This window comes from Psychrobacter nivimaris (genome assembly GCF_009812035.1).
Taxonomy (GTDB): domain Bacteria; phylum Pseudomonadota; class Gammaproteobacteria; order Pseudomonadales; family Moraxellaceae; genus Psychrobacter; species Psychrobacter nivimaris.
On record NZ_VZIZ01000014.1, the window covers coordinates 154165 to 179265 of the forward strand.

A 25101-nucleotide genomic window follows, 5' to 3' on the forward strand; every position below is an offset into this window, starting at 1 on the left:
CCTTATATTAATCCCATCTTCAAAAGCTAGCCCACTATGACTTGTGAATTTTCTCTAAAAACCTTTGACGAGCTGACCTCAGTTGATCTTTATCATATTTTAAAAGCGCGTTCGCAAGTGTTTGTCGTCGAACAAAACTGTGCCTATCAAGATATGGATGAAGTGGATTTTGATTGCTTGCACCTAATCGCTCATCAAAATGCAGCATTGGTGGGCTATTGTCGTATCATTCCACCTGAGTTTAATAAGCTAAAATCCAACCTATCAGTAGCTGATCCTGCGATTAAGACCAACCACACCGCGATGCCAGCCATCGGTAGAGTGCTTGTGCTATCAGAGCATAGAGGTGATGGTCTGGCACGGCAGATGATGAATCAGGCTATTGCACAGTGCCGCAAAAAATACGGTAAAAAGCGCCCGATTATTATCTCGGCACAGGTTTACTTGCTTAGCTTTTACGAGTCGTTAGGTTTTGTACCTGAAGGAGAACATTATCTCGAGGACAATATCGAGCATGTAAAAATGGTGCTATACGTTGCAAAGAAAAATAAAATCAAAAAAGAGAGCACAGACACCGCGTCAACCACGACCAAAGTGTTAAGTTTCCTGCTGTTTATCATGGCCGCTTTGTTTGTTTTAGGTCTGTTGTACTTAATGATTTAGATCGCTGCTAACGTCTTAATTCTTAACATAATTCAAATTGGTTGTTCCATATTGAGTATGCTACTTTTAAATGATGATTCCTTTAAAAGGATGGCTGAGCCAATCAGCTCAGTCTCAGTCAAGGAAGTAGTACACTCAGGATGAGGTAACAACCATGTCAACTACCAATTCAAATATTAACGATGCGACGGTAGAGAGTAACGTCCGTCCAGAATATGACGATGAAATTCAAAAAATTGCCGATTATGTGCTCAACTATTCAATAGACGAGCAGTCCCCAAACCCTATTGATGCGTGGAATACCGCGCGCCACTGTCTAATGGACACGCTTGGTTGTGGCTTACTTGCGCTGCGCTTCCCTGAGTGCACCAAGCACTTAGGGCCTGACTGCCCCGATCAAATAACACCGAATGGCGCTCGCGTCCCTGGCACCTCCTATAGGCTAGACCCCATCAAAGCCGCTTTTGACATCGGCTGTATGGTGCGCTGGCTTGACTATAACGATACATGGCTTGCTGCCGAATGGGGCCATCCTTCTGATAATTTGGGTGGTATCTTGGCGGTCGCAGACTATATCAGTCAGAAAAATATCAGCCAAGGACAAGCACCACTGACCATGAGAGCAGTGCTTGAAGCCATGATCATGGCGCATGAGATTCAAGGTGTACTGGCACTCGAAAACTCATTCAACCGTGTGGGTCTTGATCATGTATTTTTGGTCAAGTTGGCGTCAACCGCCGTCGTTGCAAAGCTTTATCAGCTGCCACGGGAGCGCATTATGGCGGCGATTTCACAAGCCATCGTCGATGGTCAGGCACTGCGCACCTATCGGCATGCACCCAATGCTGGCAGCCGAAAATCATGGGCGGCAGGTGATGCAACCAGTCGTGCGGTACGTCTGGTAGATATAACGGCGCGCGGTGAAATGGGTATTCCTGGCGCATTAACCGCACCGCAGTGGGGATTCTATGATGTGCTATTTAGTCATACCAATAAGGATCTAGCCACAAAGCCTGAAGGCGATCGTCGCTTTAAATTCCAGCGGGATTTTGGTAGTTACGTGATGGAAAATATCTTATTTAAAATAAGCTTTCCTGCTGAGTTTCATGCTCAGACCGCTTGTGAAGCCGCGGTCATTTTGCACCCACACGTAAAAGACAGAATTGACGATATCGAGAGAATTGTCCTAACTACCCATGACTCAGCGATTCGCATCATCTCAAAAGAAGGCGCACTTGCCAATCCAGCCGATCGAGATCACTGTTTGCAGTATATGGTGGCTGTGCCGTTGTTGACAGGCGATCTGATGGCAGAGAACTACGAGGATGACTATCACGAACAGCATTTGTCAATCGATGAGCTGCGCAGCAAGATGTTTGTAGAAGAAAACGTGCAGTATTCAAAAGACTATCATGACCCAAGCAAGCGCTCTATCGCTAATGCCATTCAAGTATTTTTTAACGATGGCAGCAGTACAGAAAAAGTGGCTGTTGAATATCCTATCGGGCATAAACACCGCCGCGCTGAGGGCATCCCTGTACTGGAAGCCAAGTTCCACGCCAGTCTAGCCACTCGTTTTATCGAGAGTCACTGTCAGCAGATCATTGAGTTATGCGATGATCAAGAAAGACTAGAACAAACACCCGTTAATGAGTTTATGTCGCTGTTTGAAGCGTATTAGATTGATGGCTTACTAATACGCTAGCGTCAGTTTAACGACTACCAAGGTATTGACTCTCCAGCCCAATCGACAAAACTGCCTGTCTGGGTAGCAGTCATACCTGAGAGTACTTCCAATAAGCAATCCGCGCTATACGCTGGCGAGAACAGATGCTCTTCAGCGACATTGCCTTGAAACGGTGCGGACAGCTGAGTGTTGACAGTGCCTGGTTGCATAACTACCACGCATACATCTTTAAGTGATCTGCTCCATTCGATACTTAGGTTTTTCATGCCCATATTGAGCGCCGCCTTACTCATTCTATAGCTATACCAGCCGCCTAGCTGATTGTCAGTGATGCTACCGACGCGGGCTGATACGGTCGCAAAAATAGCAGGATGATTGGCGCTGCGAGTAGCCTTGGCTAGCAACGGTTTGATGTGTTTGGCTATCAGCAAACTGGCTAGCGCATTGATTTGCATATTTTGCAAAAAGAACTCCGTTTCCATCTGTCGCAAGGCCTTTTCTGGCTGCGCTGTCTCTGTATGTAGTAATCCCACACAGTTGATTACCCAATCCACATGACCGACTGTCTGTTTGATGGTATCGGCAGCTTTTTTGATGCTGTCCTCATTACTGACGTTCATCGGCAGCCAGTGCAGGTTTTCTGCTTCAATGTTTGGCTCATTTCGATGATAAGTAGCAAATACTTGTGTGCGATGGCTTTGATTAGATTGACTGTCCGTTTGATTAGCCGCCGCTCCTTGTATTAGCTGCTGCACCATGGCTTGACCAATGCCGCCTGTTCCACCGATGATAAGATAGGTTTTATTATTCATTTCGTTATTCATATGGCACCTTTCCTTTTTTGATATGTCTCTTTAATACGCTTTTTGACAAGATTTGGTGTTGTATATTTATTTTGGCCGATATTATGAGCGTTTACTGTGGTAAAAATAATACAAGTCATCCTCATTCTATATACGCTACAATAATCTATAACGATTAAAACGCGTGTTTTTAGATTGCTATCTCTTATATTGACGCCTTCATACGGATATCAGCGCCTTATGCTATTACCTCAAGACCAATTGACCGAGCTGGTACGTGCTTTAGAGACCGATCAGCACGTTTTTGCCACTGACCCGTTATTAATCACGGAAAAACTACAGGGCGAGGATGGCACGCCTATCCAAAAGCTGCATCGACGTGCATCACGTATAGATAGCAACGGGGCGCTTGCGCGTGTTCTAGGCAAGATTGATGGTCGTATAAAGGGCATCATGATTGTTATGAGCGTGGTGTGGTGTATCTCGGGATTTTTGGGATTGTTTACACTATTGCAGTCTAATGTTGTGAACTTCTTTTATGTGTTGGTCTGTCTACTTGGTTTTCATACCATTATGCTTGGTGGCTGGCTCGTCATGACCCTTATCAATCGAGATCAGCAATCGCCCAGTTGGTTTGCGAGCTTTGTCAGTCCGAGTTATCTCATACGTGGTAAAGATGATGTGACTAAGGCTGCCGTCGATCTGTATGAGCGCCAGTTGCAGCACAGCGGTATGCGTTGGTATTTGGGACGGTTTAGCCATCAGTTATGGCTTGCGACATTGACCGGTATGCTGCTTGCGATTATATTTTTGCTGGTTGTACGTCAGTATAGCTTTAGCTGGGAGTCAACATTACTCTCTGATCAGGCACTGGTGAGCTTGACTCAAGTATTAGGCTGGCTACCGAGTATGGTAGGATTTGGTGTGCCAGACAGTACGGCAATCGCACAGAGCAGGCTTGTCACTGAAGCCATGCCACTGTCTGTTGCAAGGCAATGGGCAGGATTACTGGTCGGTAGCTTGCTGATGTACGGTATTGTACCGCGAGCGATAGCATGGGCGTTCTGTGCATTGATGTTCCGCCGCAAAAAAATGCGTTTGGATATCAAACAGCCGTATTATCAAAAAATCCTAAACTTTTGGCAGCGGCACGTGGTAGATGCTGATGACTTTATAGAAGCGCTAGCCCCTATCGCCCCAAAAGCGACGGTCAGTATGGGCAAAAAGTTAGTTGCTCTGCTTGAATACCCTGCAAATCAGGACGAATGGTGGCAGTCAGGGCTTGATGGCAGCAACCATGGTTTTGAACAATCAAGCGAAGTTGAGGATTTTGGTATCGTCGATGACCGTGATGATATGACACGGCTTAAAAACTACTTAGATGCGCATCCGGTGCAAGTTTTACTTGGCATTCATAGCAACGCATTACCCGACCGCGGTACGCTACGCAAACTCGATCAAATCGCTGCTCACGCAAAAGATGGTCTTATTGTACAGCTGCTTAGCGATACCAAATCTGCATCTGCTGCTGACTTGAATGACGCACGTAACGATGATGAGCCATTAGACAAACAAGCCGTTCGCTATCAACAGTGGCAAACGGCTCTTTCTGCACGAAAGATTGGCTTGGTTGATATTGATGCTTAATAAATTTTAAGGTGTAATCCTATAATATTTCTTAAACTTATCATTATGACTAGCATGATATACAATAAATAAATATTATAGATGAGTGGTTCTATTTATCATCAATGAGTAGAGTCATTCATATGACAGCGGTTAAAGCAGTTTTTTGATAGCTGTGACGTCATATCAAGACGACAAGGATGTTTTATAGTGGCTAGGAGCCCAAGATGGCAGCAGATATCTCTTTAGACAGCCCCCTTATGACCCTAGGTCAGTATGGTCAACTATTGGATGGTTACCGAGAGGCGTTAAACCAAAGTATCTTAACGGCTGCGCCAGAGTCGTGGCAGCCAATGCTGGCAAGCATTCTACCTGCGTATTGGCAGGAGTGGCTGCTTCCGCTGGCTGGCGGTCCATTTTTCTTGTTATTTTTGGCAGAATGGCTATATCAGTCCAAGCGTGGCAATAGTAAAAGCTTTAGTTGGCGCCGTGCGATGACCAATTTTAGCTTAGGTGGCTCTTATCTAGGGTTTGAATTGATTGTCCAAGCGCTTATCGTCATACCTATCTGCTTATGGTTATATCAATATCGCTTATTTACTATTGAGGTGACATGGCTTACCGCCATCCCTATATTCGTTGCGGTTGAGTTTAGCTATTACTGGTTCCATCGTGCGTCACACCGTATGAATTGGTTTTGGTCAGCGCATGTCGTGCATCATTCAGATGATCATATGAATCTGTCCACCGCCATGCGTCAAAGCCTGCTTTACTCAGTGACGGGTTGGTGGTTATTCTTTGTCCCGCTGATGATGTTGGGCGTACATCCTGTCTGGGTATTCTTCTTTTATGCGTTAGATTTGATTTATCAATTCTTTATCCATACCGAAACCGTGGGAAAATTCCCCAAATGGGTGGAGTATGTTTTTGATACCCCATCCAATCACCGTGCCCATCATGGTACCAACGACGAATATATTGACCAAAATTACGGCGGCGTTCTCATTATTTTTGATCGTTGGTTTGGGACTTACGTAGAAGAAGATACCATCAATAACCCCGTCCAGTACGGTGCGGTTGGTGAAGCCAGCCATGACAATATCATCAGCCTGATATTTGGGGTCTTTTACCGTATGTGGCAGCGGTTTTTTCGTGCCAAAGGGTTCAAGAAAAAGCTAAAAGTACTGCTGCGTCCACCAAGTGCTGTCTAATATAGTCAATTCTCTATAAATTGGATACGGTGTTAGTCTCGCTTAGCCTACTATTTGTAGTGCTTTCACTCGCCTTCCTTGTATCCAAATTATATTGAACCGACTAGAGCCTGATTATAAATGCGTGGACTACGATTTATGATATGACAATACGCATTCATAACCGATACCCAATCAGATTTGTTTTACAATAAATGGCTACTATGTGTTTTTGCCATCAATAAATATAAGACGTTACTATGAATAATGACAATAACAATAATCATGAGAATAATAAGCCTGCAGGTCTCTTTGCGGACAAGGCTTATGAGCCAACCCCTGATGTCTCAAGTATTCCTTCAGATAACACCTCAAAATCCACAGTAGCTCAGTCAATAGCTACTCAGGATAATCAACCTGTATCAACCGAAGCATTAGCAATGACAGCATCAATGGCAAGGGTAACAAAGAAAACCATTGCCACTGGTGAACCGCTTAAATTGGCGGTCGTCGGTCATACCAATACAGGCAAAACCTCTATACTGCGCACATTACTGCGTGACGTATATTTTGGTGAAGTCAAAAACGAGGCTGCAACCACACGTCACGTCGAGCAAGCACAGCTGACAGACAGCCGAACTGGTGAGGTGCTGGTAGCGCTATACGATACACCTGGTCTGGAAGATGCTTCAGGGCTTATGGATTGGCTAGAGGACAATACCGCCAGTCGCCGTGATGGTATTGAACGATTGCAACAGTTTTTGGCGGCGGATGTCGCTCAAGGTTCAGACAGCTATGACTTGCCCTATGATTATAGTCAAGAAGCCAAAGTCATTCGTCAGCTGCTGACAAGTGATATGGCCATTTACGTGGTAGATGCTCGTGAGCCTGTATTGGGTAAATATAAAGACGAGCTATCGATTTTGTCTTGGGCTGCTATCCCCGTCATGCCTGTTTTTAATTTTACAGACAGCCAGAATGCTAATATCGACGACTGGCAAACGATGCTGGCAAGACGCAATCTGCATATTTCAACGCGTTTCGATTCGGTCGCGTTTGAGTTTGAAGATGAGATGCGCCTATGGAAAAACCTAGCCACCATGCTCACCCACTCTGAGATGCTTGAGCAGCTGATGCAACGTCGAACGGAAGACTGGGCTCAGCTGTATGATGAGGCCAATATCATCATCGCTGATTTTTTATTGAATGTTGCTGCCTTTGTGCGCGAGATCAATGAAGATGACGACCCACTGCCTGTACTACAGCAAATGCAAGAAGCGGTCAGGCAAAGTGAGCGTGCGATGCAGCATAACTTACTTAACCTTTATAAGTTTTATGACAATGCCGTCGCTGCAACGCCGCTTGAACTACAAGCCTATCAACAAGATCCTTTTGACCCTGAACTACTCAAAAGCTACGGTATTCGTACCACTTCTGGGGCAGCAGCTGGTGCGCTTCTAGGACTAGGTATCGATGCAGCAGCCCTAGGTACGACTCTGGGATTGGGTGCCGCTATAGGTGGTATTGCAGGCGGGCTGCTATCGAATACCAGCAGTATTGCCGATAGGATTACTGGGGTAAAACGCTTGTATATTGATCCTGCAACGTTAACATTGCTAGCCACGCGAGCATTAGACTTACTTACTGCATTACGCCATCGTGGTCATGCTGCTACAGATGCCACTCAGTTATTATATAAGGGCGAAAACAGCAGTCTTGGAACGTCGCGAACTGACGACAGTAGCCATGCAGATGAAGACAATAATCCAATTACGGTATGGCCAACTCATAAACTACCAAGTGAGCTCAAAAAAGCGCGTGGTAAACCACAATGGTCGTCGCTTAGCAGCGGTAAGTCCGAACAAGCTCAGTTATTACGCACAGACATGGCATGGTCGCTGTCAGGTAAACTACAGTCGTATAAGCGTGAGTCATAAATTACTAGCGAACTATCTATGCACCCTATGCACTTAACAACGCACTTAATGCATCAGTACCGCGTACATCTGTCTGTTGCAGGTAAATCGGATACAGCGGGTACTTGGTAAAGCTTTGTTCGATATCCTGCAGCAAATGCTGCTGACGCTCAGCACGGCGTCGCCAAAACTCATCCGACTGCGCAGTTGATATCAGCTGATTGATGACGATTGCTGCTGGCATGAGCTTACTATCTTCCAATTGCTCGATAGCGCGCTTGGTCTCAGCCAATGGTAAGACGTCAGCGGTCATCACCAATACAATCGCTGTTTGTGTACGGTCATGTAATAGCAACCCTGCTTGGCGGAACAATTGCTTGCGCTTTTCTAATACGGAGACAGCTTGCTCCCAGCGATCTGATTTTTTTGCTGCAAATGGATTGGCCACGTCGTTCTTTTGCGTGCTCTGTTTCTGATTGTGATTGTCCAAATGTGTCGCCACCGAACGTAGTTTGGCCTGTCGTCGCTGCTGTGCAAGCAGCCCATCCGTCCACGCCCCCATCATTTCTGGTAATACCAATAATCGCAAAGTATGACCTGTCGGTGCGGTATCAAAGATGATGTGTTCATACCCAGCATCTGCCGCTTCGACTAAATGGTGACACATGGATTCGAGCATCGCGGCTTCTTGAGCGCCAGGTGCCGACTTCGATAACCTCAGATGCTCACGAATTTTGGGCATCATATCTGGGTTGGCATAAGCTTTAATCGTACGTTCGACTTGAGCAAAATGTTCATCGACAATCACGTCAGGATTTAACTCAATCGCATCTAGATAAGGTGATATTACCGTTGTCTCATTATTGAGTCGTACATTCAATACATCGCCCAAACTATGTGCTGGATCGGTTGAGACAATTAAGGTTTTTTGCTGCTGGCTTGCATAGTAGCTGGCTAGAGCTGCTGCCGTGGTGGTCTTCCCTACACCACCTTTGCCGCCGATAAATATAATCGGTTGTGTCTCTAACTGCTCTACCAATCCATGTAAAGGGTGTAATGCCATATCGTTATCTCGTATTTTATCTCATTATCTAATAAATGCTTAGCTACTTTTTTATATAGTCAATCCACTACTGTTAGCAGCACCCAACGTGGTCAAATGGACATCTATCCATCCCCATACGTGTATGCCACTCATGAAAGTTCTCTAAAAATAATGGTTGTAGCTCTAATGTATAAAAGCTGGCGGGATTATCAATCCCCAAACTCTCAGCAAACATGAGCAACATAAAAAAATCTTCTTCATCACGTGCGGCCCGTGCCATCGTCTGACGATAAGGCGCATGATAAAATTCATTTAATCCACTCTTAAACCGTTGCCACCATGGTTGAGTGTTCTCTAGTGGTTGAACGTTTTCTATATTATCTGATGTGTTTTTATTTTCCATAATGTACTCGTATTTTACTTAATTCTTATGATCTATCATGCCTATATGATACAAAAAACGCCAGCAATTGCTGCTAGCGTTTTTTATTAAACAGACACTCAATATGGGTTAATGTTTAAACTTCACCGCTTTTACCTTTATGTAGTGACCACTCTTTTCGTAGTACAGACAAACTCTCAAACGTCACCAAAATGGTCGCGATTAAGATAATAATATCCATAATAATAAGTAGCCAATTACCATCAGTAAAGAAGGTTTTGAGCTGAATCAATAGTGCAAAGACAGTCATAACCAACAAGAACGACAATGGTGCTAAGGTGTACCAAACTGGCTTACCTTTACGTAATAAGATAATAGTAACGATCATCAAGGTCAAGGCAGCCATTAACTGGTTGGTCGTACCAAATAGCGGCCAAATAATCATACCACCCGCGCCATCGATACCACCAGCACCAAACGCTAATAACAAACAGCTTCCGACAGCAAGTAACGTTGCAACGACACTCTTATTGAGTACGGGTAAATTATAAAATTCACCAAATTCTTGGAAAATATAACGTTGTAAACGTACGCCAGTATCCATCGTCGTACCAGCAAACAATGCAGCCATTACCGTAAGCATCGTCTGTGATAGCACCATGTCGATACCAACGCCGGCATTCAAGATGGTCGCACCGCCGTCAATGAAAGCACCGATAGAGCCATCACCGAACTTTTGGTAGACCGCTTGCCAGTCACCAAGAGTTGCAAAACCTGCGGTTGCTGCAAGGATTGCCCCAAGTGCTAGCATGCCCTCACCCAATGCACCGAAGTAACCAACGAAACGAACGTCTTCTTCTTTATCAATCTGCTTAGAAGTGGTCCCTGTTGCGACCAAACCATGGAAACCTGATATAGCACCACAAGCAATTGTCACAAACAACAATGGTAGAAGTGACGGTGTATCCGCTGGTAATGCAGTGTTAACCGCTGGCGCGACAATATTAGGCGTGCCAATAAAAATAGCGGCATATAGTAGAATCAAACCGACAAATAACTGTAAGCCATTAATATAATCACGAGGTTGAAGCAGCATCCATACGGGCAACAACGACGCAATCGCCGCATAGGCAAACAAGATCAAGATCCATACCGCGTTATCAGGCAAACCCATGACAGTTTCAGGTAACACAATCGGGAACATAGGGCCGAGATAGATAAGCCCGTACAAGGCCGTTACCCCGATAATGGACACCCAGACCAGATTCATATTGTAGCGATAGATACACTGCCCGATGATAAAGGCAACCACTAAGGCACCCCAAACTGGCAATACCGCAGATGGCGTCTTGATCATCATATTGGCGATAGCTACGCCAAATACAGCATTGACCATCAGTAGTAATAAGAAGATGACAACCATCATCAAGCTGCGAACACGTGTGCCCATGACAGTACCAGCAATAGAGCCAATCGACTGACCTCTATTACGCATACTTGCCCAAATAGCAGACATATCATGTACGCCAGCCATAAAGATAGTACCTACCACTACCCAAATAATGGCAGGCACCCAGCCCCAAATAACCGCAATGGCAGGACCGATAATTGGTGCAGCCCCTGCCACTGACGTGAAGTGATGCCCCCACAATACATACTTATTGGTAGGAACATAATCGATCCCATCTTTCATCGTATGTGCGGGTGTAGGACGGCTGTTGTCCAATGCTAAAATTTTGGTGGCGATAAATTTTGAATAAAAAACGTAGCCGCAGAGCATAGCGGCAACGGCGAATAGTAGTACAATAGCACTATTCATCTCATCTCTCCCTAGACAAGTAGTCAATAGCCTTATAAGTTCAAGCTTTTTGAATTAAAATATGAAAAATATGCTAAATTAGTGTGCGATGAGTGACTCAGCTCATCTATCGTTTAGGTAAATTCTAGCAATTTGCAAAATTATTACCAATCAACAAAGTCATTTATCTTACAACTAGGGCATGTCACTAATCAGCATTTGGTGTGATGAGCCTGAGACTGAAACTTTGTTTGAATAATAACCGATTTGGTGATCAATGTAACGCAAGTAAGACATAAAAAACAACAAATAAAGGAAGTGCAATGGCACATTATTTTGGATTCGTACCCTCAGATAAACTAAAAGCTTTAATCAGTGAGGCCGAACAAGTCGTTGCTTCAAATGAGAATGTAGAGTACTACCCTTATCGCGATGCCCTTACGCATCAGACAGCGCGTGATCTTACTGATAATTTATTGGTTGGTTTGGTAGATATTATTCCTAACCCTGAGCGTCAAGCCTCTATGCGCAAAATTGTTGGAACGATTGAACGCGCGACGGATACTCTGCTCAATATCTTATTGGGTAAAGAAAACAACAAAGACGTATTACCAAGTTTTCATTTTCTAAGAGATCATGCAACCTTTATTGATAATGAAGGCATTAAACGTGTCGGCTTTAAACTATCAGAAAAAGATGCCAATACCATCACTGAAGGTTTTGCTGCTATCACGCCTGAACATGTGGATAGAGCCAAATTTAAAACAGCACTCGAAACCATGAACGAAGAGACATTGACCCATTTTATCAGTCGTTATGCTGAGACATTAAAGCTAGGCATGATCAAACGTAAGTCAGTTCCAGTTGCCAAATCGGCAATTGATAAAGGCATGAGTATGGCACTTAATAAGCTATTACCTGACCTACCAAATGACTCATTGAATAGATTGGCCAATTATTACCGTCCATTTATTATAGAAAAGCCAGAATAACCCTAAAAGTTGGATTAATTTTGTCCCAAAAGTCATATGACGTTGGGCAAATTCACTAAAATTTGCTAAAATAAGCGGCACTTTTTACCAAAGGCGCACCCGATGACCCAAATCAGTAACCAAGAAATTGAAAAAACCTTACGCAACTCAGAATGCCTTATCAGCAGTATCGAAGTAGCTGCTGCTTATGAGCGTTTGGCCGCTCAGCTCAATCTACATTATGCTGGTCTAAACCCAATTGTTATGGTCGTGATGAACGGCGGATTGATTCCAGCTGGTCAACTACTGACACATCTTACGTTCTACCATCGCATGCACTATATTCATGCGACTCGTTATCGCGATAACGAAGGTACTAACGAGCTTGATTGGAAATTCAAGCCTGATGTTAGTATCGAAGGTGAGCACGTATTGTTAATCGACGACATCTTTGACGAAGGTATTACCCTAAAAGCAGTTGTTGAAGAATTAAGTAAAGAAAAGCCTCTATCACTTGAGTCTTGTGTCTTGCTTAACAAGCAACATGATCGCAAAGTTGCAGATTTTGACGTAGATTTTGTGGGTATTGATGTTGCAGATCGCTATGTTTACGGTTGTGGTATGGATTTCCATGGTTACTTGCGTCACCTCCCAGGTATCTATGCAATCAAAGAAGACAAAGTTTAATTCTAGACTTAATTGATTAAAATAGTTAAATCCTAAAAAAGCATCCAATTTGGATGCTTTTTTATTGCGCTGACTTATTGCGCCGATAACAACTTGAATGAATCGTTAAAACTGTAATGCCAAACCAGTATGCCGCTCAGTTGGTGTTTGAACTGCTTTTTCTAAAGCGTGTTTGGTACTATATATCGTTACCTGCTTCTTAGCACGAGTCACTGCCGTATAGATAAGCTCTTTGCTCAGCAATCTTGCATGGCTGTTATCGAAAGTAATAGCAACATGATCAAATTCGGATCCTTGTGACTTATGAATAGTCATTGCATATGCCGTGGCTATCACCTCTTCATTTAGCAAATTAACAGCTATCCCTTGTGTCTTATTTTCAAAGAATACCTCTAATTGGCTTCTTTCATCTGATGTTTGTAAGCAGAAACCAATATCCCCATTAAATAGCCCAAGCTCATAGTTATTTTGTAGCACCATAACAGGACGTCCATGGAACCATGTATTTTGACCCAATGGTAACTTTAGCTCAGCGAGATGCCATTGAGTAAGATAGTTATTGATATAGTGGTCGCCCCACTCACCATTATGGCCAGCAGTGAGGATTCTAAATTGATTAAATACCTCCATTAACGAAGAGGTAGTATTTTTAACTGATTCTGGCACGGATTTTTCTATTGGATTCTTTAGTAAACTTTTAGCTTTATTTACGTATAATTGGTAATTATTTGAGATTTTTGAAATGATTCTGTCTTTGCTTAGGCTATTTTTTATCTTGTTATTTGATATGGACTCTGCTTGTAACGTATTAACATATTGAAAACTCAAAGCAGCGTCTTGCCTTAATAATTGCCAAATAGCTTGAAGATTTGTCTCTGCTTTATTGATTTGAGTGGCCAGTTTACCGATACCTGACTCGGCGCTAAATCGGCGGCTCTCGGTTAGTTCTGCATGTATGGGTTGCAGTAGCGGAATGCGACAGAGATCAGCCAATACTGCTCCTGCATCGACGGCTGCTAACTGATTAGCATCGCCTAATAGTATTAGCCTAGCACCTGGCTTTACTGCGCTCACAAGATAATTGGCTAACTCAACTCCGAGCATAGATGCTTCATCAACGATGATAATATCTTCACCGAGTGGGTTGTTGGTATCGTAGCGCGGTCTACCCGTTCGACCGATACCTAGCAGACGATGGATGGTTTTTGCCTCTTGCAACTGTAGCTCTACATTTGCGTCGTCTAAAGCCGCCTGTAGAGACTCCTGCATACGTTGGGCTGCCTTACCTGTTGGTGCTGCTAATGCTAGACTAGCACTGTCTGTGCTAAACCTAATATGTTTAGACTCATCTCCCCTACTCTCCGTCGCTTGTTGTAACGCGATAACTAACTGAGCAACGGTATAGGTTTTACCTGTACCTGGGCCACCAGTAATGATACTAAATGCATTATTGTTCGCCACATTGATAGCAGCTATCTGTTGGTCATTTAAGTTCTCAGGCATGGTAATGTCTAAAGGCACTATCTGCTGATTCAAAATATGATTGATATGCTGTGCTAAGTTAAATTCTGCTTGCCATGTGCGGTGTAGCCAAAATGTGATTTTTGAACCTCGGGTCTCTTTATTCTTAGCGATGTTATAAATAATTGGTTGATTATTTTTGCTTAGGCTATTTTGATAGTTATTACAATTAGGGTTCGCATTAACATTAGCGAATAAAGCGTGCTCATGGATTGAATGAACGAAAGTATTTAAGTCGCTATTTTTTAAGCGATGATATAACGTAGTTATCGCATCAAAACGTTTAATCAACTTCCCTTTTTCATGATTACTCAGTGCTAGCTGCGCCCACAGGTAATCTCGCTGACCAAACAAAGTATCTAGTAATACAAATAGCGATGTCTCCGTTATAGTGTCATCGTCTATTTGCGTGTCTAGTTGCGTTTTTATCTGAGTATCAATCAGCGCAAAAATTGGTGTTGCCAGTATCCCCAATAATTGCTGCTGCCATGCATATAACGTGACTATTTCCCCATTAATCTGACCTTGCATGGGAGCTTCATGATCGGCTGTATCGACAGTTAATACAGTATGCCCCTCTTCCAAATGAGCCGCTAAAATAACGAATAGAGCCGTAAATAAATCGCTATCTTTTGACTTATCGATTCTTCTATTTTCATCGTTTGTCTTTGCATCTGTTGCGTCATATGCTACATGTGTTTGCTGGCGGCGCAGCAAAATATAATCACTGAGATTACTTGCCCAGCTCTCTTGTAAGCTGATGGCTGACTTACTTTTATTGTTATTATTACTCATCGTATATTTATCTCTTATTAATCTGATTAACTGCTATAACAATTTTTATCTACCTAGTTGCTATACAAGGTTTATTAGTCCGGCAGGCCAAACAATGCATCTAGACCTTTAATAAAGGCGATAGGAATATCCCAAGTAACCAATCCATAGCAACCATTACTGCTCAAGCTATCGTGGTTAGACTGAGCCATATATTGCGATGTAGGCATAGTAGCTGCTTGAGCATTCGGGTCGTACACACCGCGTAAAAACACGTACTCTACAGCGCCTAAATATTTATCTTCGTTACCCGTATAATCACTGATCCTCATAGCAAGGAACCGATGCAATGCTACTTGATAGATTGCTGCTTGTAGCCAGTACCCTGCCTTGGACATTGCTTTCTCGAGCGTATCTTTATTGTAATCGCTTAGGCTATTTCCTAAAAAGTTACTCTTATAGTCAACCACATAATACTTGCCAGCATGCTCATACACCAAGTCAATTTCACCGCGTAGATAACGATACAGATGCGCTTTATTTTGTGGCACTAGGGTGACGTGTTTATCTGTCTCGTCAGGTAAATACTGTTGAAAAAGCTTACTAATATCCTGTGCTTTAAAATTCTCTGACAATCCCATGTTGAACTCTAACTCGGCAAATCGCTTACCTTTATCAAGAGCAATCAAGGGTTGATTGGAAGCCAACAGTGGCGCATGCAACACTTCTTCAATCCAATTGATTAATGCCTCATGCTTGGTTGTATCTATTGAATCGAAATCAATGACACCGTTGATTCCTTTCTTCCTTCCTTGTGATCTGCGGCTCTGCTGTTCAGCACTACTATATATCAGCGGTAACTGATAGCTATTAATCGCTCTATCAATAATCTGATGCCACTGGGCTTTATTAGTGAAATCGATTTGTTCAAATATCTCATGCAAAAACGTACCGGCATTGGCACCCTTTACAAAGGTAAAACGGATATCCTCTTCTGACTTGAGGCTTAGTTCACTGTCTTGTTCGAGAGACTCTTTGCTATTCAGTGAAGAAAGGTCTGAAACAGAAGACTCTGTCATATCAATGTCTATCGCATCATCAATACGCTCATCCACTATCGCCATTGCTTGTGTAGATTCATCTAGCTGACGCGCCAAAGCGGTGAAGCTGGTCTTAGCCCAGCCATAAAAATAATTGGTTTTCATCACCTCTGCAAAAGGCGCGTACTCAATAGCTTCTGTCGTAGGCTTATGAGCATTTGACTTGGTAGCAGCCATATGAACTTTGTCATTTATACCTGCTGAGCTAGCACCATTGCTTGCGTAATTATTGTCATAAAACTCATTAACTTTATGACCTCTGAGCATGCCTATGGTACCTTTGAGCCTATCAGGCAATTCAAACTTGGCCTCTTCAGACTCGAACCAATAAAAAACTGGCTTTAGCTCAAACCCTGTCTTGTTACTCGGATCTCGCAAAACAACATAAAGCTGCTCACTAGCCCGAGTAAAGGCCACATAGCCAAGCCGCCTTATCTCATCAAAACCTTCTTGTGTTTCGATATCAGTATAGTAATCCTCAACTGTGGCAGAGCCTTGCAGTGGTGAGAAGCGGCGCTGATTTCCCGTCGATTGACTATCTAGCGATTGCTGTACTTCTATCGACTGCCGCACTAGCGCTGAGGGCGCTTGTTGCGCGTTATATAGATACAGCCCATAGTCTTCCTTATTGCCAGACTTCCTACTGGCATCACCCATTCCCAATACATAGACAATAGGGAACTCAAGCCCTTTTGACTTATGAATGGTCATCAGTTGCACGCCAGACTCTGTCGGTAGCGGATATTGCTTAGCCCAATCACTGTTGGGTGCTGTATCTATCTGCTGTCTGAACCACGCCAACAACTCATACTCACCCATTCCTAAGCCATACTGCGCCAAGATGTCCATTACATGACGCAAGTCCATGATATGACGGTCACCTTCTGGATGAGCAGCTAGGGCCTGCCAAACGCCTTGCGGCTGCACAGGGCTTTTATCTAATAAATAATGTAGCGCCGATAATATGCCAAAGTGCTGCCAACGCTGTGCCCCTTCTTTTAGATAGGTAATAAAGTCTTGATAGCTTTTCTTAGTATCAGTAGCATCATTAGTTAAGAAGTCTTTCGAATTAGAATGGTTTGAACGGGCGCTTGGTGTACTGCTACCTTCGGTAATACCTGACTCATGATCCGTCATCATGGCTTTGATGTTTTTAATACTCAGTCCATATAGGTGACTGGTCAACACCCGATTAATCATGTCATGACGATAAGGGTATAGCATGGCACTTAGTAGCGCCGCCACATCTTCTGCCATAATAGTCTCAAAGATGCTAACATCACTGGTAGTCAAGGTCGGCACATTAAGTTTTACTAGCTCGTCTTCAACTCGCTTCAGATCTTTTTTGGCACGTGCCAGCACCCCAATATCACTGGGCTGAATCGGCTTACCTTTAAGTGTCTGACCACTATTAAGCAAAGTGGCTATATGGCGAGCTGTTATCTCATGTTCATCGTAATCAAACTCTTTGTCCCTGTCATAAGGCAGATGCAATAAGCTCACGGGCTGAGCAGAAAGCACTTCTGTCACCAGTACATCATCCAGCCTATCTGACGCATTAAACCAAGACAGCTCATATTCTGGTTTTGCTGCTTTAATATGTTGGTAATGAATCCCAGTACCCAACTGCGACAGTTTATTTTCAGCAGTTGAGGCATTAGCCATGCCAAACCAGCAGTTCAATGCGTTAATCACACCCGCATTAGAACGGCGATTGATATCTAGTGTCCAAAGGGCGCTTTTATCAAACTGGGCTTTCATGTAGTTATAGTTGGCTACATCGCCACCACGAAACCCATAAATAGCCTGTTTGGGATCACCAACCAATAGCAGAAACTCATTATTGGTTTTCTTGGTGGTTGCTTGCTTGTCACTGTCCGACTGTTTACGTTTATTCTTTGGCAAGTAGATGCTTTCAATCATAATGGCTTGCTCGCCATTGATATCTTGCGACTCGTCAATCAGCGCCACAGGATAGTGATGACGAATATAACGCGCCAGCTTATCTCCTTGACGACCAGTTAATGCTTGGTTTAAGCGTACCATCTGCAAACTAAAGGTCGTCTCGCCGCGCTCTTCTAAAATAACTGGCAGTCTATTACGCACAGCCAGCACAATATGACGGTTAAGATTGGCTAATACCAACAAAATATGCTGATTTAAACTATCAAGCATGTCTAAGATCGCCATTAACTTACTAATGGTTTCTAACTCAAAAAGTGTCTGATGCTCTTTTTCTTTATTCTTATTAAAGTTCTTAATTTTGCCATCTTCATCGGGATATCTAGAATCCTGCAATGATGTCAGAATCTTATTCTCGCTTTCATTTAAATAGCTATTAAATGTCAGCTGATACTGCGATATCTTTTGATGCACCTCGATAATGGCATCAAACTGTTTGGTTAAATTAGAACCACCACGAAACCCTTGAGACTTTCTATAATCAGGATTTAAATAAGGCTGGATATCTACTAAATCTAACTGAGAAAACTCATTAATTAGTTTTTCGTATGCATCAAAATCAAAGCTTTTCTCAATCCTTATCTCATCAATCGGCGCAGAGATAAAATTAAGCGAGCGAGTCACATATTTCTTATGATCGCCCACTGCAGTCAGCTTACCTTGCTGATCCATTAGCGCATAAAGTTTAGGCTGCTCATAGTATAAGCGGCTCTGAAACTGACGCAGCTCATCATGAACAATGCTATCGGTAACTTGTTCAATACTGCTGTCTTCAATAATCCCCATACCCTGCTGGTGACCAGTTTCGCTACTGTACTCCGTCAACCATTTTTGCGCCAAACTATCGAGCGTACCTACAAACAGCTTATCCAATGTGGTTAGTACCAGTGCCGTACGCCTAATAGCTTCCGCCATGGGGTAACTGTACACGTGATCTAGCAAATAGCCGACGAGATGCAAGTTAATAGGATCTTGCATGATGCCATCTAAGCGCACATATTTGGCCTGATTAACCAGCCAATCTTCGCGGTCTTTTTTTGCTTGTTTACGTTTCTCTGCCGCCGCTTGCTTATCAGTAGCAAGGTCTTGATTTAAATCGTCAATATCTGTTTCAGCGTCTGCATTAGTACTTGAACCATTGCCTGCCTGTGTGTCTTTATTACTTTCAGGCAAGACTTGCAATATATTGGGATAGAGACTCTCTTTATTGCTAGTATCGGCACTTAGGCTATTAACCCATTGTAATAATTGATAAAAATCTACCAAACGATCATGGATACGCTGACGCATTTCGGCAGCGGCGGCTCGTGTAAAAGTCGTGGCAATGATTTGCTCTGGTGCACGTCGCGCTTCGATCAGTAGGCGCAGCACGATACCGGTCAACGTCCAAGTTTTGCCCGTGCCCGCTGAGGCTTCAATCAGGTGTTTACCCGTTAGATCAACCTCAACTGCCGGTATGACATCATTTTTACGCTCAGGCACAGCAGATAAAGTCAGTTCATCTGAATATTCATCAAATAAATTCGGTTGTGTAGACAAGTCAATGGTACTGGTTGGATCGCTAAGGTCTGTCATATGGGCGCATACTTTTAATTATTATTTATCAAAACAAAATAGCAAAAACTAATTAGAGGCTGTTCTAAATAACTGGCTAACTATCTAAGTTAGTTAACGCATTAAACATCGGCTCATACAGTGGTTGGGCTAATGTAGTCAACGCTGCCGATAGCGCTTTGAATGCATCTTGGTCTCGTAGTACGTACTGCCAAATAGCATGCTGCGAGCAAGTATCGTATACCGTGTCTGAGTTGTAGTTAGGTCTTAACCAGTCTGAGAAGTCGGCTCGTTTTGGCCAGTAGCGGTTGCTGTCACCTTCTTCATGCTTTAGATACTTATCAAGGTAGTTAAGTGCATATTCTGGTAATAACGTAATAGGCACTTGACCCGTTAACTTACCAAAAACAGCCCATTTTATCAGCTCAATCACAGCATCTTCATACACAATCGGGCTCAGTTTGAATGTAATGACCTTGTCATACTTTTTGACTTGCGAGCTAGGCTTATTAAAGCGCCAAATACTCACGCCATCATTTAATACTACTTGCTCGGCAGTGGTACGTCTAGCCACTTGCCAATACAAATGTGACAACCAAAACTTGAGTAAATGCCTAGGGCTGGCAGAATTGGGCAATATATTTAACCACTGCTTGGGTGATTGCTGAGCATAAGGCACGCCCGCCTGAATAATTGATATGGGGGCTACTACAGGTACTGAGCCTTTGATCTTGATGATTTTTGGCAGCAGCTTAAGCAGTGTTTCTATATCCTCTATATTCGTCTGATTGCTTGACTCGTTGTCAGTGCTACTCAGTATATTTTTTAGCTCTATCTGAACGGGATGCTCGGCAGTTGGCGACAGTAGCTGTAATACACTGCTACTATCTGCCTTACTCTCGTTGAGAATACTGCTTTCATCAAAGCCATTAGCAATTAGCTGCTCTTTGAACTCTAGACATTGCTGTTGCAGTTTCTTCTGTTGATTGGGTAGCGTGGTTTGGCGAGCGACTCCAGCAGGCATAATTTTTTGATACATCAGGATTGGCGTAGTGGTTTCATCCGCTGCATCACTACCATTCTTCTTATTCTCATCAGTAACCAACTGTTTAATCAAATGATCTTTAATTTGATAGGTAGTTAAACTGTCTAAAAATAAGGGCTCTTGATGCGACAGTGCTTCCTCACCTTGTACCACATGCACCTTCTGAGACCGTAAGAATGCTTTGGCAGGATGGCGCACTTGGTAAGCCAATGCCCCTTCAATATCAATCTCTCCGATGTTAAATATGCTATCAGATAGCGCTTCCGTCATGCTACCGACATCGTTAGCATCAACAACCGTATCTAGCGTCAATAGTTCAACCAATGCAGACAAGGTTTGATTGTCTACTTGACCTAGCTGACCCAAGCCTTGACCAAGCACCTGAGCGATTGACTCATACTGCGCCTTCGTGGGTAAGCCCACCAACTCTTTATGCTCATTAGATACTCGCCCTTTCAATGTGTCAAACACCGCTTGCCAAAGCGGTGCAGGAGGAAACTGCTTTTTCTGAGCCAGTTTGGTTCTGCGCATGGCGGTATTTAATAAAGTATCCAGCTCATCAATCATATCAACAGGGCTGGAATCCTGAGCATTAACGTTAACATTAGCATTGTCATCAATATCAGGAGACGCTTGCTCAAAAACATTAGCACCTTCAATTTCTGTCTCAAACAGACTCTCATGAAAAGGTAGTGCAGGATGCTCAGTCACCAACCACTGTTTAATCAATTTAGGCAAATAGCGCTTGAGGCTTTCGGTGGTGGGGTCAATATTCTCAGGTAATGTCTCAAGCGAGTTTACCTGCCATTGCACCTCGCCTTGCAAAAACTGCAATAGCTCACTCACTGGATTGGCTGGCAAATGCTCATGGGTGTCCGTCAAGCTTTGACCGTTATAGAACATCCAGCATGCACTGCGCGCGCACAGTAGCGCATCTAAAAATGCGCCATTGTCATCATCTTCACTGACTCTGTCACCGCGGCGTGCATTGGTCGCTTTCATCAAATCATAGCGGTTATCACGGTCACGCCCAGGAAACTCAGAGAGGTCCATATTGAGCATCACCACCAGCTCAAATGGCACGTTTCTTAGTGCACCAAATCGACCAAAGGTAATCACCCCAGTCGGCTCCGCACTGACCTGCTGACTTTCAAGCTCGTTTTCGATACTGTCTAGCATAAAGCTCAGCTTAAGCGGCAATTGCTCCACACCTGCCAGCCTTTGCTCCACTTCTCTGTTGTCGACATCACCACTAGCGTACTGCCTATAGTGACGATTGGCTCGCAGACTTGATTTAAAGCCATTCATCGCGTTGTAGATGGCGCGCATGGTACGCGTTTGATCCACATCACCAAAGTAGCGATGGATAACTTGTGTCTCAATCTGATCGAGCCAATCTTCCGCTTTCATTTTTTGTGTATGATCATCACGTCGTGCGACCAAGCCAGTATAAATGCGGCAAAGCGCTTCAACAATCAACGCATCATTTAGGCTAACTTGTGGTAACGGCAAGGTCATTTCTGGTAACGCAGTGCTTGGCCATTCATCGTCATTTAGATCATATAAGCAATCGCTCAACTCAGCCTCTGGCATGACCAGACCTAGGGTCAATCTGTCTAATGCCTGTGCAAAGCTAAAGCGATAGTCGTAATCATTACTGTCCAACGTTTGTTTAAGATGCAGCTCGTCAAAACCGCGAATAAAGCCCGCCTCTACCAACAAATCACAGCCACGGCTCATTTGCTCATGAGTCAACCCAAAGCTTTCAAATAAAGGCGGTAACATGAGCCAGTCTAAGACTTCAGCTGCTTCAAAACGGGCACTATGGCTACCCAATAGTTTGTAAAAACCGATAATGGCTTCCCATAACTGGCGAATGTCGGCATCAACAACACCAGTCACTTTAGCAGGCAAAGTCAAGCCGTCTTGACCTTTACCATTGACGAAGATAGACCCAATCAATGCATGATGACGTTCAACATCGGGTAGCAGCACAACAATGTCAGAGATATGGCGTTTCTTTTCACCAAGTTTGATAGGTTCATTTAGCCAACGACCAATCATAATACGCAGCACTTCAAGCTGACGCTGCAAACTATGACACGAATGAATGCTTAGGCTATTATCTTGGGAAGAGATTGCCCAAAAACGGTCTTTTTCAAAGCGCTTATTCTCTAACGCTTCATCTTCATACCAAGCCGTTTCTGGCTTAGCTTCATCAAAGCTTGACTCTAGTTGCTTGCTTACTGCTTGTGATACTGTAGCAGCTGTCGTCTGCTGGGTAGATTGCTCATCAAGCATCAACACATCATTTTGCAAACGTTTTAATAAGCTCAAGTTACCTTGCGTATCTTGAGTACTGACAGCGTCATCAGCAGCATCTATGCTTTCATAATCGTAATGACCGAGCACATTATCTACACCATTATCAAAGTTATCTTGCCATTCGACTAGCGCATCGTCGTATTGCTCATTACCTGATAAGTTGGCAAGCATGGCAAACGCATCGCGCGACTGCTTGCCCAAACGCGATAGCAAACTATGACCATAATCACGCAAAAACACGCTTTCAGGATTGATAATCTGCTGACGCTGTAGCCAAGATTTATCGACGATATCTGCCCAAAACAGCTTTGATGGATTGTAATGCAATAGCGTGATATTCATGTATTGCGACAAGCGCTGTAGAAAGTCGAGCTCGGTCTGTGGCAGTTGCTGGATGGTAAATATACGCAGTACTTTGGGCAATTGGTCACGCTCATTCGCCTTGTTACCTTTTAAAGCCGACCAAAACGCACGCTCTAGTGCCACACGATGTAGATGAACATCGGCAAACAAATGCGACCACAAGAAACGTTGGGCAATTTCTAACTCTACATAATGCTCGACCAACCACTCAGGCGTGCCGCGCGTATACTTATCAAAGCGCAGGGATAAGGCGTCTTTATCTGCTATCAACTCACTTACGTTCAACGGCTTGTTTTGTGACCATAATGCCAACCAATCCTCACGGTGAGTCAAATAGCGGTTAAACACCCTAGCCAAATCACTTGCCAGCTGCCAAATACGCGCATCTTGTTGCACCTTATCCTGTTGTAAACTATCCTGTTGAGCACTTACCTGTGGGTCGTCAATCAAAGACGCTAGCAACGGATGCACTGGATGCTTTTCATCTGCAACGATTGTTTCTTGGTAGTAAGTCAAATAACCAAACAATCGCCACTGCATTACTGTCGGTGATAACACCGCCACTTCCGGCACATTCAGAGTTTCCGCTTCAGGGTTTTGCGCCAGTAAGTATGCATTATGACGGGTCAATACATCTTGCATCAGCGTCCATTGATACTGGCCCCAAAATTTAGTACGCACCAAGGTACTAATACCAGCACGGCTAGCAATAGTTTTATCCAACCAATCACCCAATACCATTGACGGTACAATGACAATAAAAGGCTCAAAAACAGGCTGATCCTTGGACTGGTACTGTACAAGCAATTGATCAACGAGGTTTTCGGTACGGTGCGACTGAATAATAGTGAACATAGACAATAATCTGATTGAAATAAGGGTTAGATATTAGGATTAATAAAAAAGGCTTCACTTATAAATGATGCAGCTGATAAAAATAGTGATAATAGTACCACGCATAATAAAGATAGGGGCTGTAGTAGATAAGCACTATGCTAGACTACTTTTATGAAGATAACCCGTTGTAAACTAAGTAAAAAAGCACAGCGAAGGCTGTTAGAGTTTTTTACGGCTGAAGTGACTGCTAGAACAGCCGCAGATTTGCTTGATATTCAGCCTAATACTGCTGCACTTTTTTATCATAAAATAAGACTTGTGATAGATTACCATCTCTCATTAGAAGCTGATGAGCTTTTTGATGGTGAGGTCGAATTAGATGAAAGTTACTTTGGCGGTGTACGCAAAGGCAAAAGAGGTCGCGGGGCAGCTGGTAAAACCGCTGTATTTGGTATTCTAAAACGAAACGGTAAGGTTTATACCATTGTCGTAGCAGACACCAAACAGACTACCCTAATGCCTGTTATTAAGCGTAAAATCAAGCCTGACAGCTTTGTTTATACGGATAGCTATCGAAGTTACAATGCACTGGATGTGAGCGAGTTTAAACATTTCAGAGTCAATCACTCTATAGAGTTCATTTGCGGTAAGAACAATCACATCAATGGCATTGAGAACTTCTGGAATCAGTCCAAACGAACACTCAGAAAGTATAATGGGATTAATAAGAAGAACTTCCATTTGTTTTTAAAAGAGTGCGAGTTTAGATTCAACTATGGCTCACCATCTAATCAGCTGAAAACCTTGAGAAAATGGTGTGATATTTAATCCTTATCTACTACAGCCCCTAAA

Annotated in this window: 15 protein-coding genes; 8 read left to right on the forward strand and 7 right to left on the reverse strand. The window is 43.4% G+C overall.

Annotated features, from left to right (window positions below; all coding sequences use genetic code 11):
* The first annotated feature begins 36 nt into the window (after positions 1 to 36).
* Positions 37 to 663 carry a GNAT family N-acetyltransferase gene (locus tag FQV37_RS06555; protein WP_057760177.1) on the forward strand — a complete coding sequence of 209 codons (627 nt, stop codon included), beginning with the start codon at positions 37 to 39 and terminating at the stop codon, positions 661 to 663.
* 154 nt (positions 664 to 817) lie between these two features.
* Positions 818 to 2344: a bifunctional 2-methylcitrate dehydratase/aconitate hydratase gene (locus FQV37_RS06560; protein ID WP_160021762.1), complete on the forward strand. Its 1527-nt coding sequence runs from the start codon at positions 818 to 820 to the stop codon at positions 2342 to 2344.
* 38 nt (positions 2345 to 2382) lie between these two features.
* Here the strand turns inward: FQV37_RS06560 and FQV37_RS06565 are convergent, their stop codons facing one another.
* Positions 2383 to 3174: an SDR family oxidoreductase gene (locus tag FQV37_RS06565; protein ID WP_240990969.1), complete on the reverse strand. Its 792-nt coding sequence runs from the start codon at positions 3172 to 3174 to the stop codon at positions 2383 to 2385.
* 219 nt (positions 3175 to 3393) lie between these two features.
* Between FQV37_RS06565 and FQV37_RS06570 the strand changes: the two genes are divergently transcribed.
* From FQV37_RS06570 to FQV37_RS06580, 3 genes are all read left to right on the forward strand, one after another.
* Positions 3394 to 4800, forward strand: a complete 1407-nt coding sequence (locus FQV37_RS06570) for a DUF2868 domain-containing protein (RefSeq protein ID WP_160021763.1) — start codon at positions 3394 to 3396, stop codon at positions 4798 to 4800.
* 206 nt (positions 4801 to 5006) lie between these two features.
* Complete coding sequence (locus FQV37_RS06575) at positions 5007 to 5990, forward strand: sterol desaturase family protein (protein WP_160021764.1); 984 nt, start codon at positions 5007 to 5009, stop codon at positions 5988 to 5990.
* A gap of 239 nt (positions 5991 to 6229) precedes the next feature.
* On the forward strand, positions 6230 to 7906 hold the full coding sequence (locus tag FQV37_RS06580) for a DUF3482 domain-containing protein (protein ID WP_160021765.1): 1677 nt from the start codon (positions 6230 to 6232) through the stop codon (positions 7904 to 7906).
* Between the two features lie 25 nt (positions 7907 to 7931).
* Here FQV37_RS06580 and FQV37_RS06585 read toward each other — a convergent pair whose 3' ends face one another.
* From FQV37_RS06585 to FQV37_RS06595, 3 genes are all read right to left on the reverse strand, one after another.
* Entirely contained in the window at positions 7932 to 8948 is a 1017-nt protein-coding gene (locus FQV37_RS06585; RefSeq protein ID WP_160021766.1) for an ArsA family ATPase, read from the reverse strand.
* Positions 8949 to 9021: 73 nt separating this feature from the next.
* On the reverse strand, positions 9022 to 9333 hold the full coding sequence (locus FQV37_RS06590; protein WP_160021768.1) for a cory-CC-star protein: 312 nt from the start codon (positions 9331 to 9333) through the stop codon (positions 9022 to 9024).
* A gap of 115 nt (positions 9334 to 9448) precedes the next feature.
* Positions 9449 to 11131: a carbon starvation CstA family protein gene (locus FQV37_RS06595; protein ID WP_057760164.1), complete on the reverse strand. Its 1683-nt coding sequence runs from the start codon at positions 11129 to 11131 to the stop codon at positions 9449 to 9451.
* A gap of 302 nt (positions 11132 to 11433) precedes the next feature.
* Between FQV37_RS06595 and FQV37_RS06600 the strand changes: the two genes are divergently transcribed.
* Both FQV37_RS06600 and FQV37_RS06605 read left to right on the forward strand, forming a co-directional pair.
* Positions 11434 to 12102 carry a hypothetical protein gene (locus FQV37_RS06600; protein ID WP_160021771.1) on the forward strand — a complete coding sequence of 223 codons (669 nt, stop codon included), beginning with the start codon at positions 11434 to 11436 and terminating at the stop codon, positions 12100 to 12102.
* 102 nt (positions 12103 to 12204) lie between these two features.
* Positions 12205 to 12768, forward strand: a complete 564-nt coding sequence (locus tag FQV37_RS06605) for a hypoxanthine-guanine phosphoribosyltransferase (RefSeq protein ID WP_057760160.1) — start codon at positions 12205 to 12207, stop codon at positions 12766 to 12768.
* Between the two features lie 105 nt (positions 12769 to 12873).
* Here FQV37_RS06605 and recD read toward each other — a convergent pair whose 3' ends face one another.
* From recD to FQV37_RS06620, 3 genes are all read right to left on the reverse strand, one after another.
* Positions 12874 to 15084: an exodeoxyribonuclease V subunit alpha gene (gene recD / locus FQV37_RS06610; RefSeq protein WP_160021773.1), complete on the reverse strand. Its 2211-nt coding sequence runs from the start codon at positions 15082 to 15084 to the stop codon at positions 12874 to 12876.
* A 74-nt stretch (positions 15085 to 15158) separates the two neighbouring features.
* Complete coding sequence (locus FQV37_RS06615; protein WP_160021775.1) at positions 15159 to 19700, reverse strand: UvrD-helicase domain-containing protein; 4542 nt, start codon at positions 19698 to 19700, stop codon at positions 15159 to 15161.
* Positions 19701 to 19776: 76 nt separating this feature from the next.
* Positions 19777 to 24267: an exodeoxyribonuclease V subunit gamma gene (locus FQV37_RS06620; RefSeq protein WP_160021777.1), complete on the reverse strand. Its 4491-nt coding sequence runs from the start codon at positions 24265 to 24267 to the stop codon at positions 19777 to 19779.
* A 153-nt stretch (positions 24268 to 24420) separates the two neighbouring features.
* On the opposite strand from FQV37_RS06620, the gene FQV37_RS06625 reads away from it, so the two are divergent.
* The gene (locus FQV37_RS06625) at positions 24421 to 25077 is read left to right on the forward strand and encodes an IS1595 family transposase (RefSeq protein ID WP_045455674.1); all 657 of its coding nucleotides are present in this window, start codon (positions 24421 to 24423) and stop codon (positions 25075 to 25077) included.
* The last annotated feature ends 24 nt before the right edge of the window (positions 25078 to 25101 follow it).

What these genes read in the sequence shown, in the direction of transcription:
- FQV37_RS06555 (WP_057760177.1), top strand. Translation starts at nt 37, where the DNA reads ATGACTTGTGAATTTTCTCTAAAAACCTTTGACGAGCTGACCTCAGTT.
- FQV37_RS06560 (WP_160021762.1), top strand. Translation starts at nt 818, where the DNA reads ATGTCAACTACCAATTCAAATATTAACGATGCGACGGTAGAGAGTAAC.
- FQV37_RS06565 (WP_240990969.1), bottom strand. Translation starts at nt 3,174, where the DNA reads ATGAATAACGAAATGAATAATAAAACCTATCTTATCATCGGTGGAACA.
- FQV37_RS06570 (WP_160021763.1), top strand. Translation starts at nt 3,394, where the DNA reads ATGCTATTACCTCAAGACCAATTGACCGAGCTGGTACGTGCTTTAGAG.
- FQV37_RS06575 (WP_160021764.1), top strand. Translation starts at nt 5,007, where the DNA reads ATGGCAGCAGATATCTCTTTAGACAGCCCCCTTATGACCCTAGGTCAG.
- FQV37_RS06580 (WP_160021765.1), top strand. Translation starts at nt 6,230, where the DNA reads ATGAATAATGACAATAACAATAATCATGAGAATAATAAGCCTGCAGGT.
- FQV37_RS06585 (WP_160021766.1), bottom strand. Translation starts at nt 8,948, where the DNA reads ATGGCATTACACCCTTTACATGGATTGGTAGAGCAGTTAGAGACACAA.
- FQV37_RS06590 (WP_160021768.1), bottom strand. Translation starts at nt 9,333, where the DNA reads ATGGAAAATAAAAACACATCAGATAATATAGAAAACGTTCAACCACTA.
- FQV37_RS06595 (WP_057760164.1), bottom strand. Translation starts at nt 11,131, where the DNA reads ATGAATAGTGCTATTGTACTACTATTCGCCGTTGCCGCTATGCTCTGC.
- FQV37_RS06600 (WP_160021771.1), top strand. Translation starts at nt 11,434, where the DNA reads ATGGCACATTATTTTGGATTCGTACCCTCAGATAAACTAAAAGCTTTA.
- FQV37_RS06605 (WP_057760160.1), top strand. Translation starts at nt 12,205, where the DNA reads ATGACCCAAATCAGTAACCAAGAAATTGAAAAAACCTTACGCAACTCA.
- recD (WP_160021773.1), bottom strand. Translation starts at nt 15,084, where the DNA reads ATGAGTAATAATAACAATAAAAGTAAGTCAGCCATCAGCTTACAAGAG.
- FQV37_RS06615 (WP_160021775.1), bottom strand. Translation starts at nt 19,700, where the DNA reads ATGACAGACCTTAGCGATCCAACCAGTACCATTGACTTGTCTACACAA.
- FQV37_RS06620 (WP_160021777.1), bottom strand. Translation starts at nt 24,267, where the DNA reads ATGTTCACTATTATTCAGTCGCACCGTACCGAAAACCTCGTTGATCAA.
- FQV37_RS06625 (WP_045455674.1), top strand. Translation starts at nt 24,421, where the DNA reads ATGAAGATAACCCGTTGTAAACTAAGTAAAAAAGCACAGCGAAGGCTG.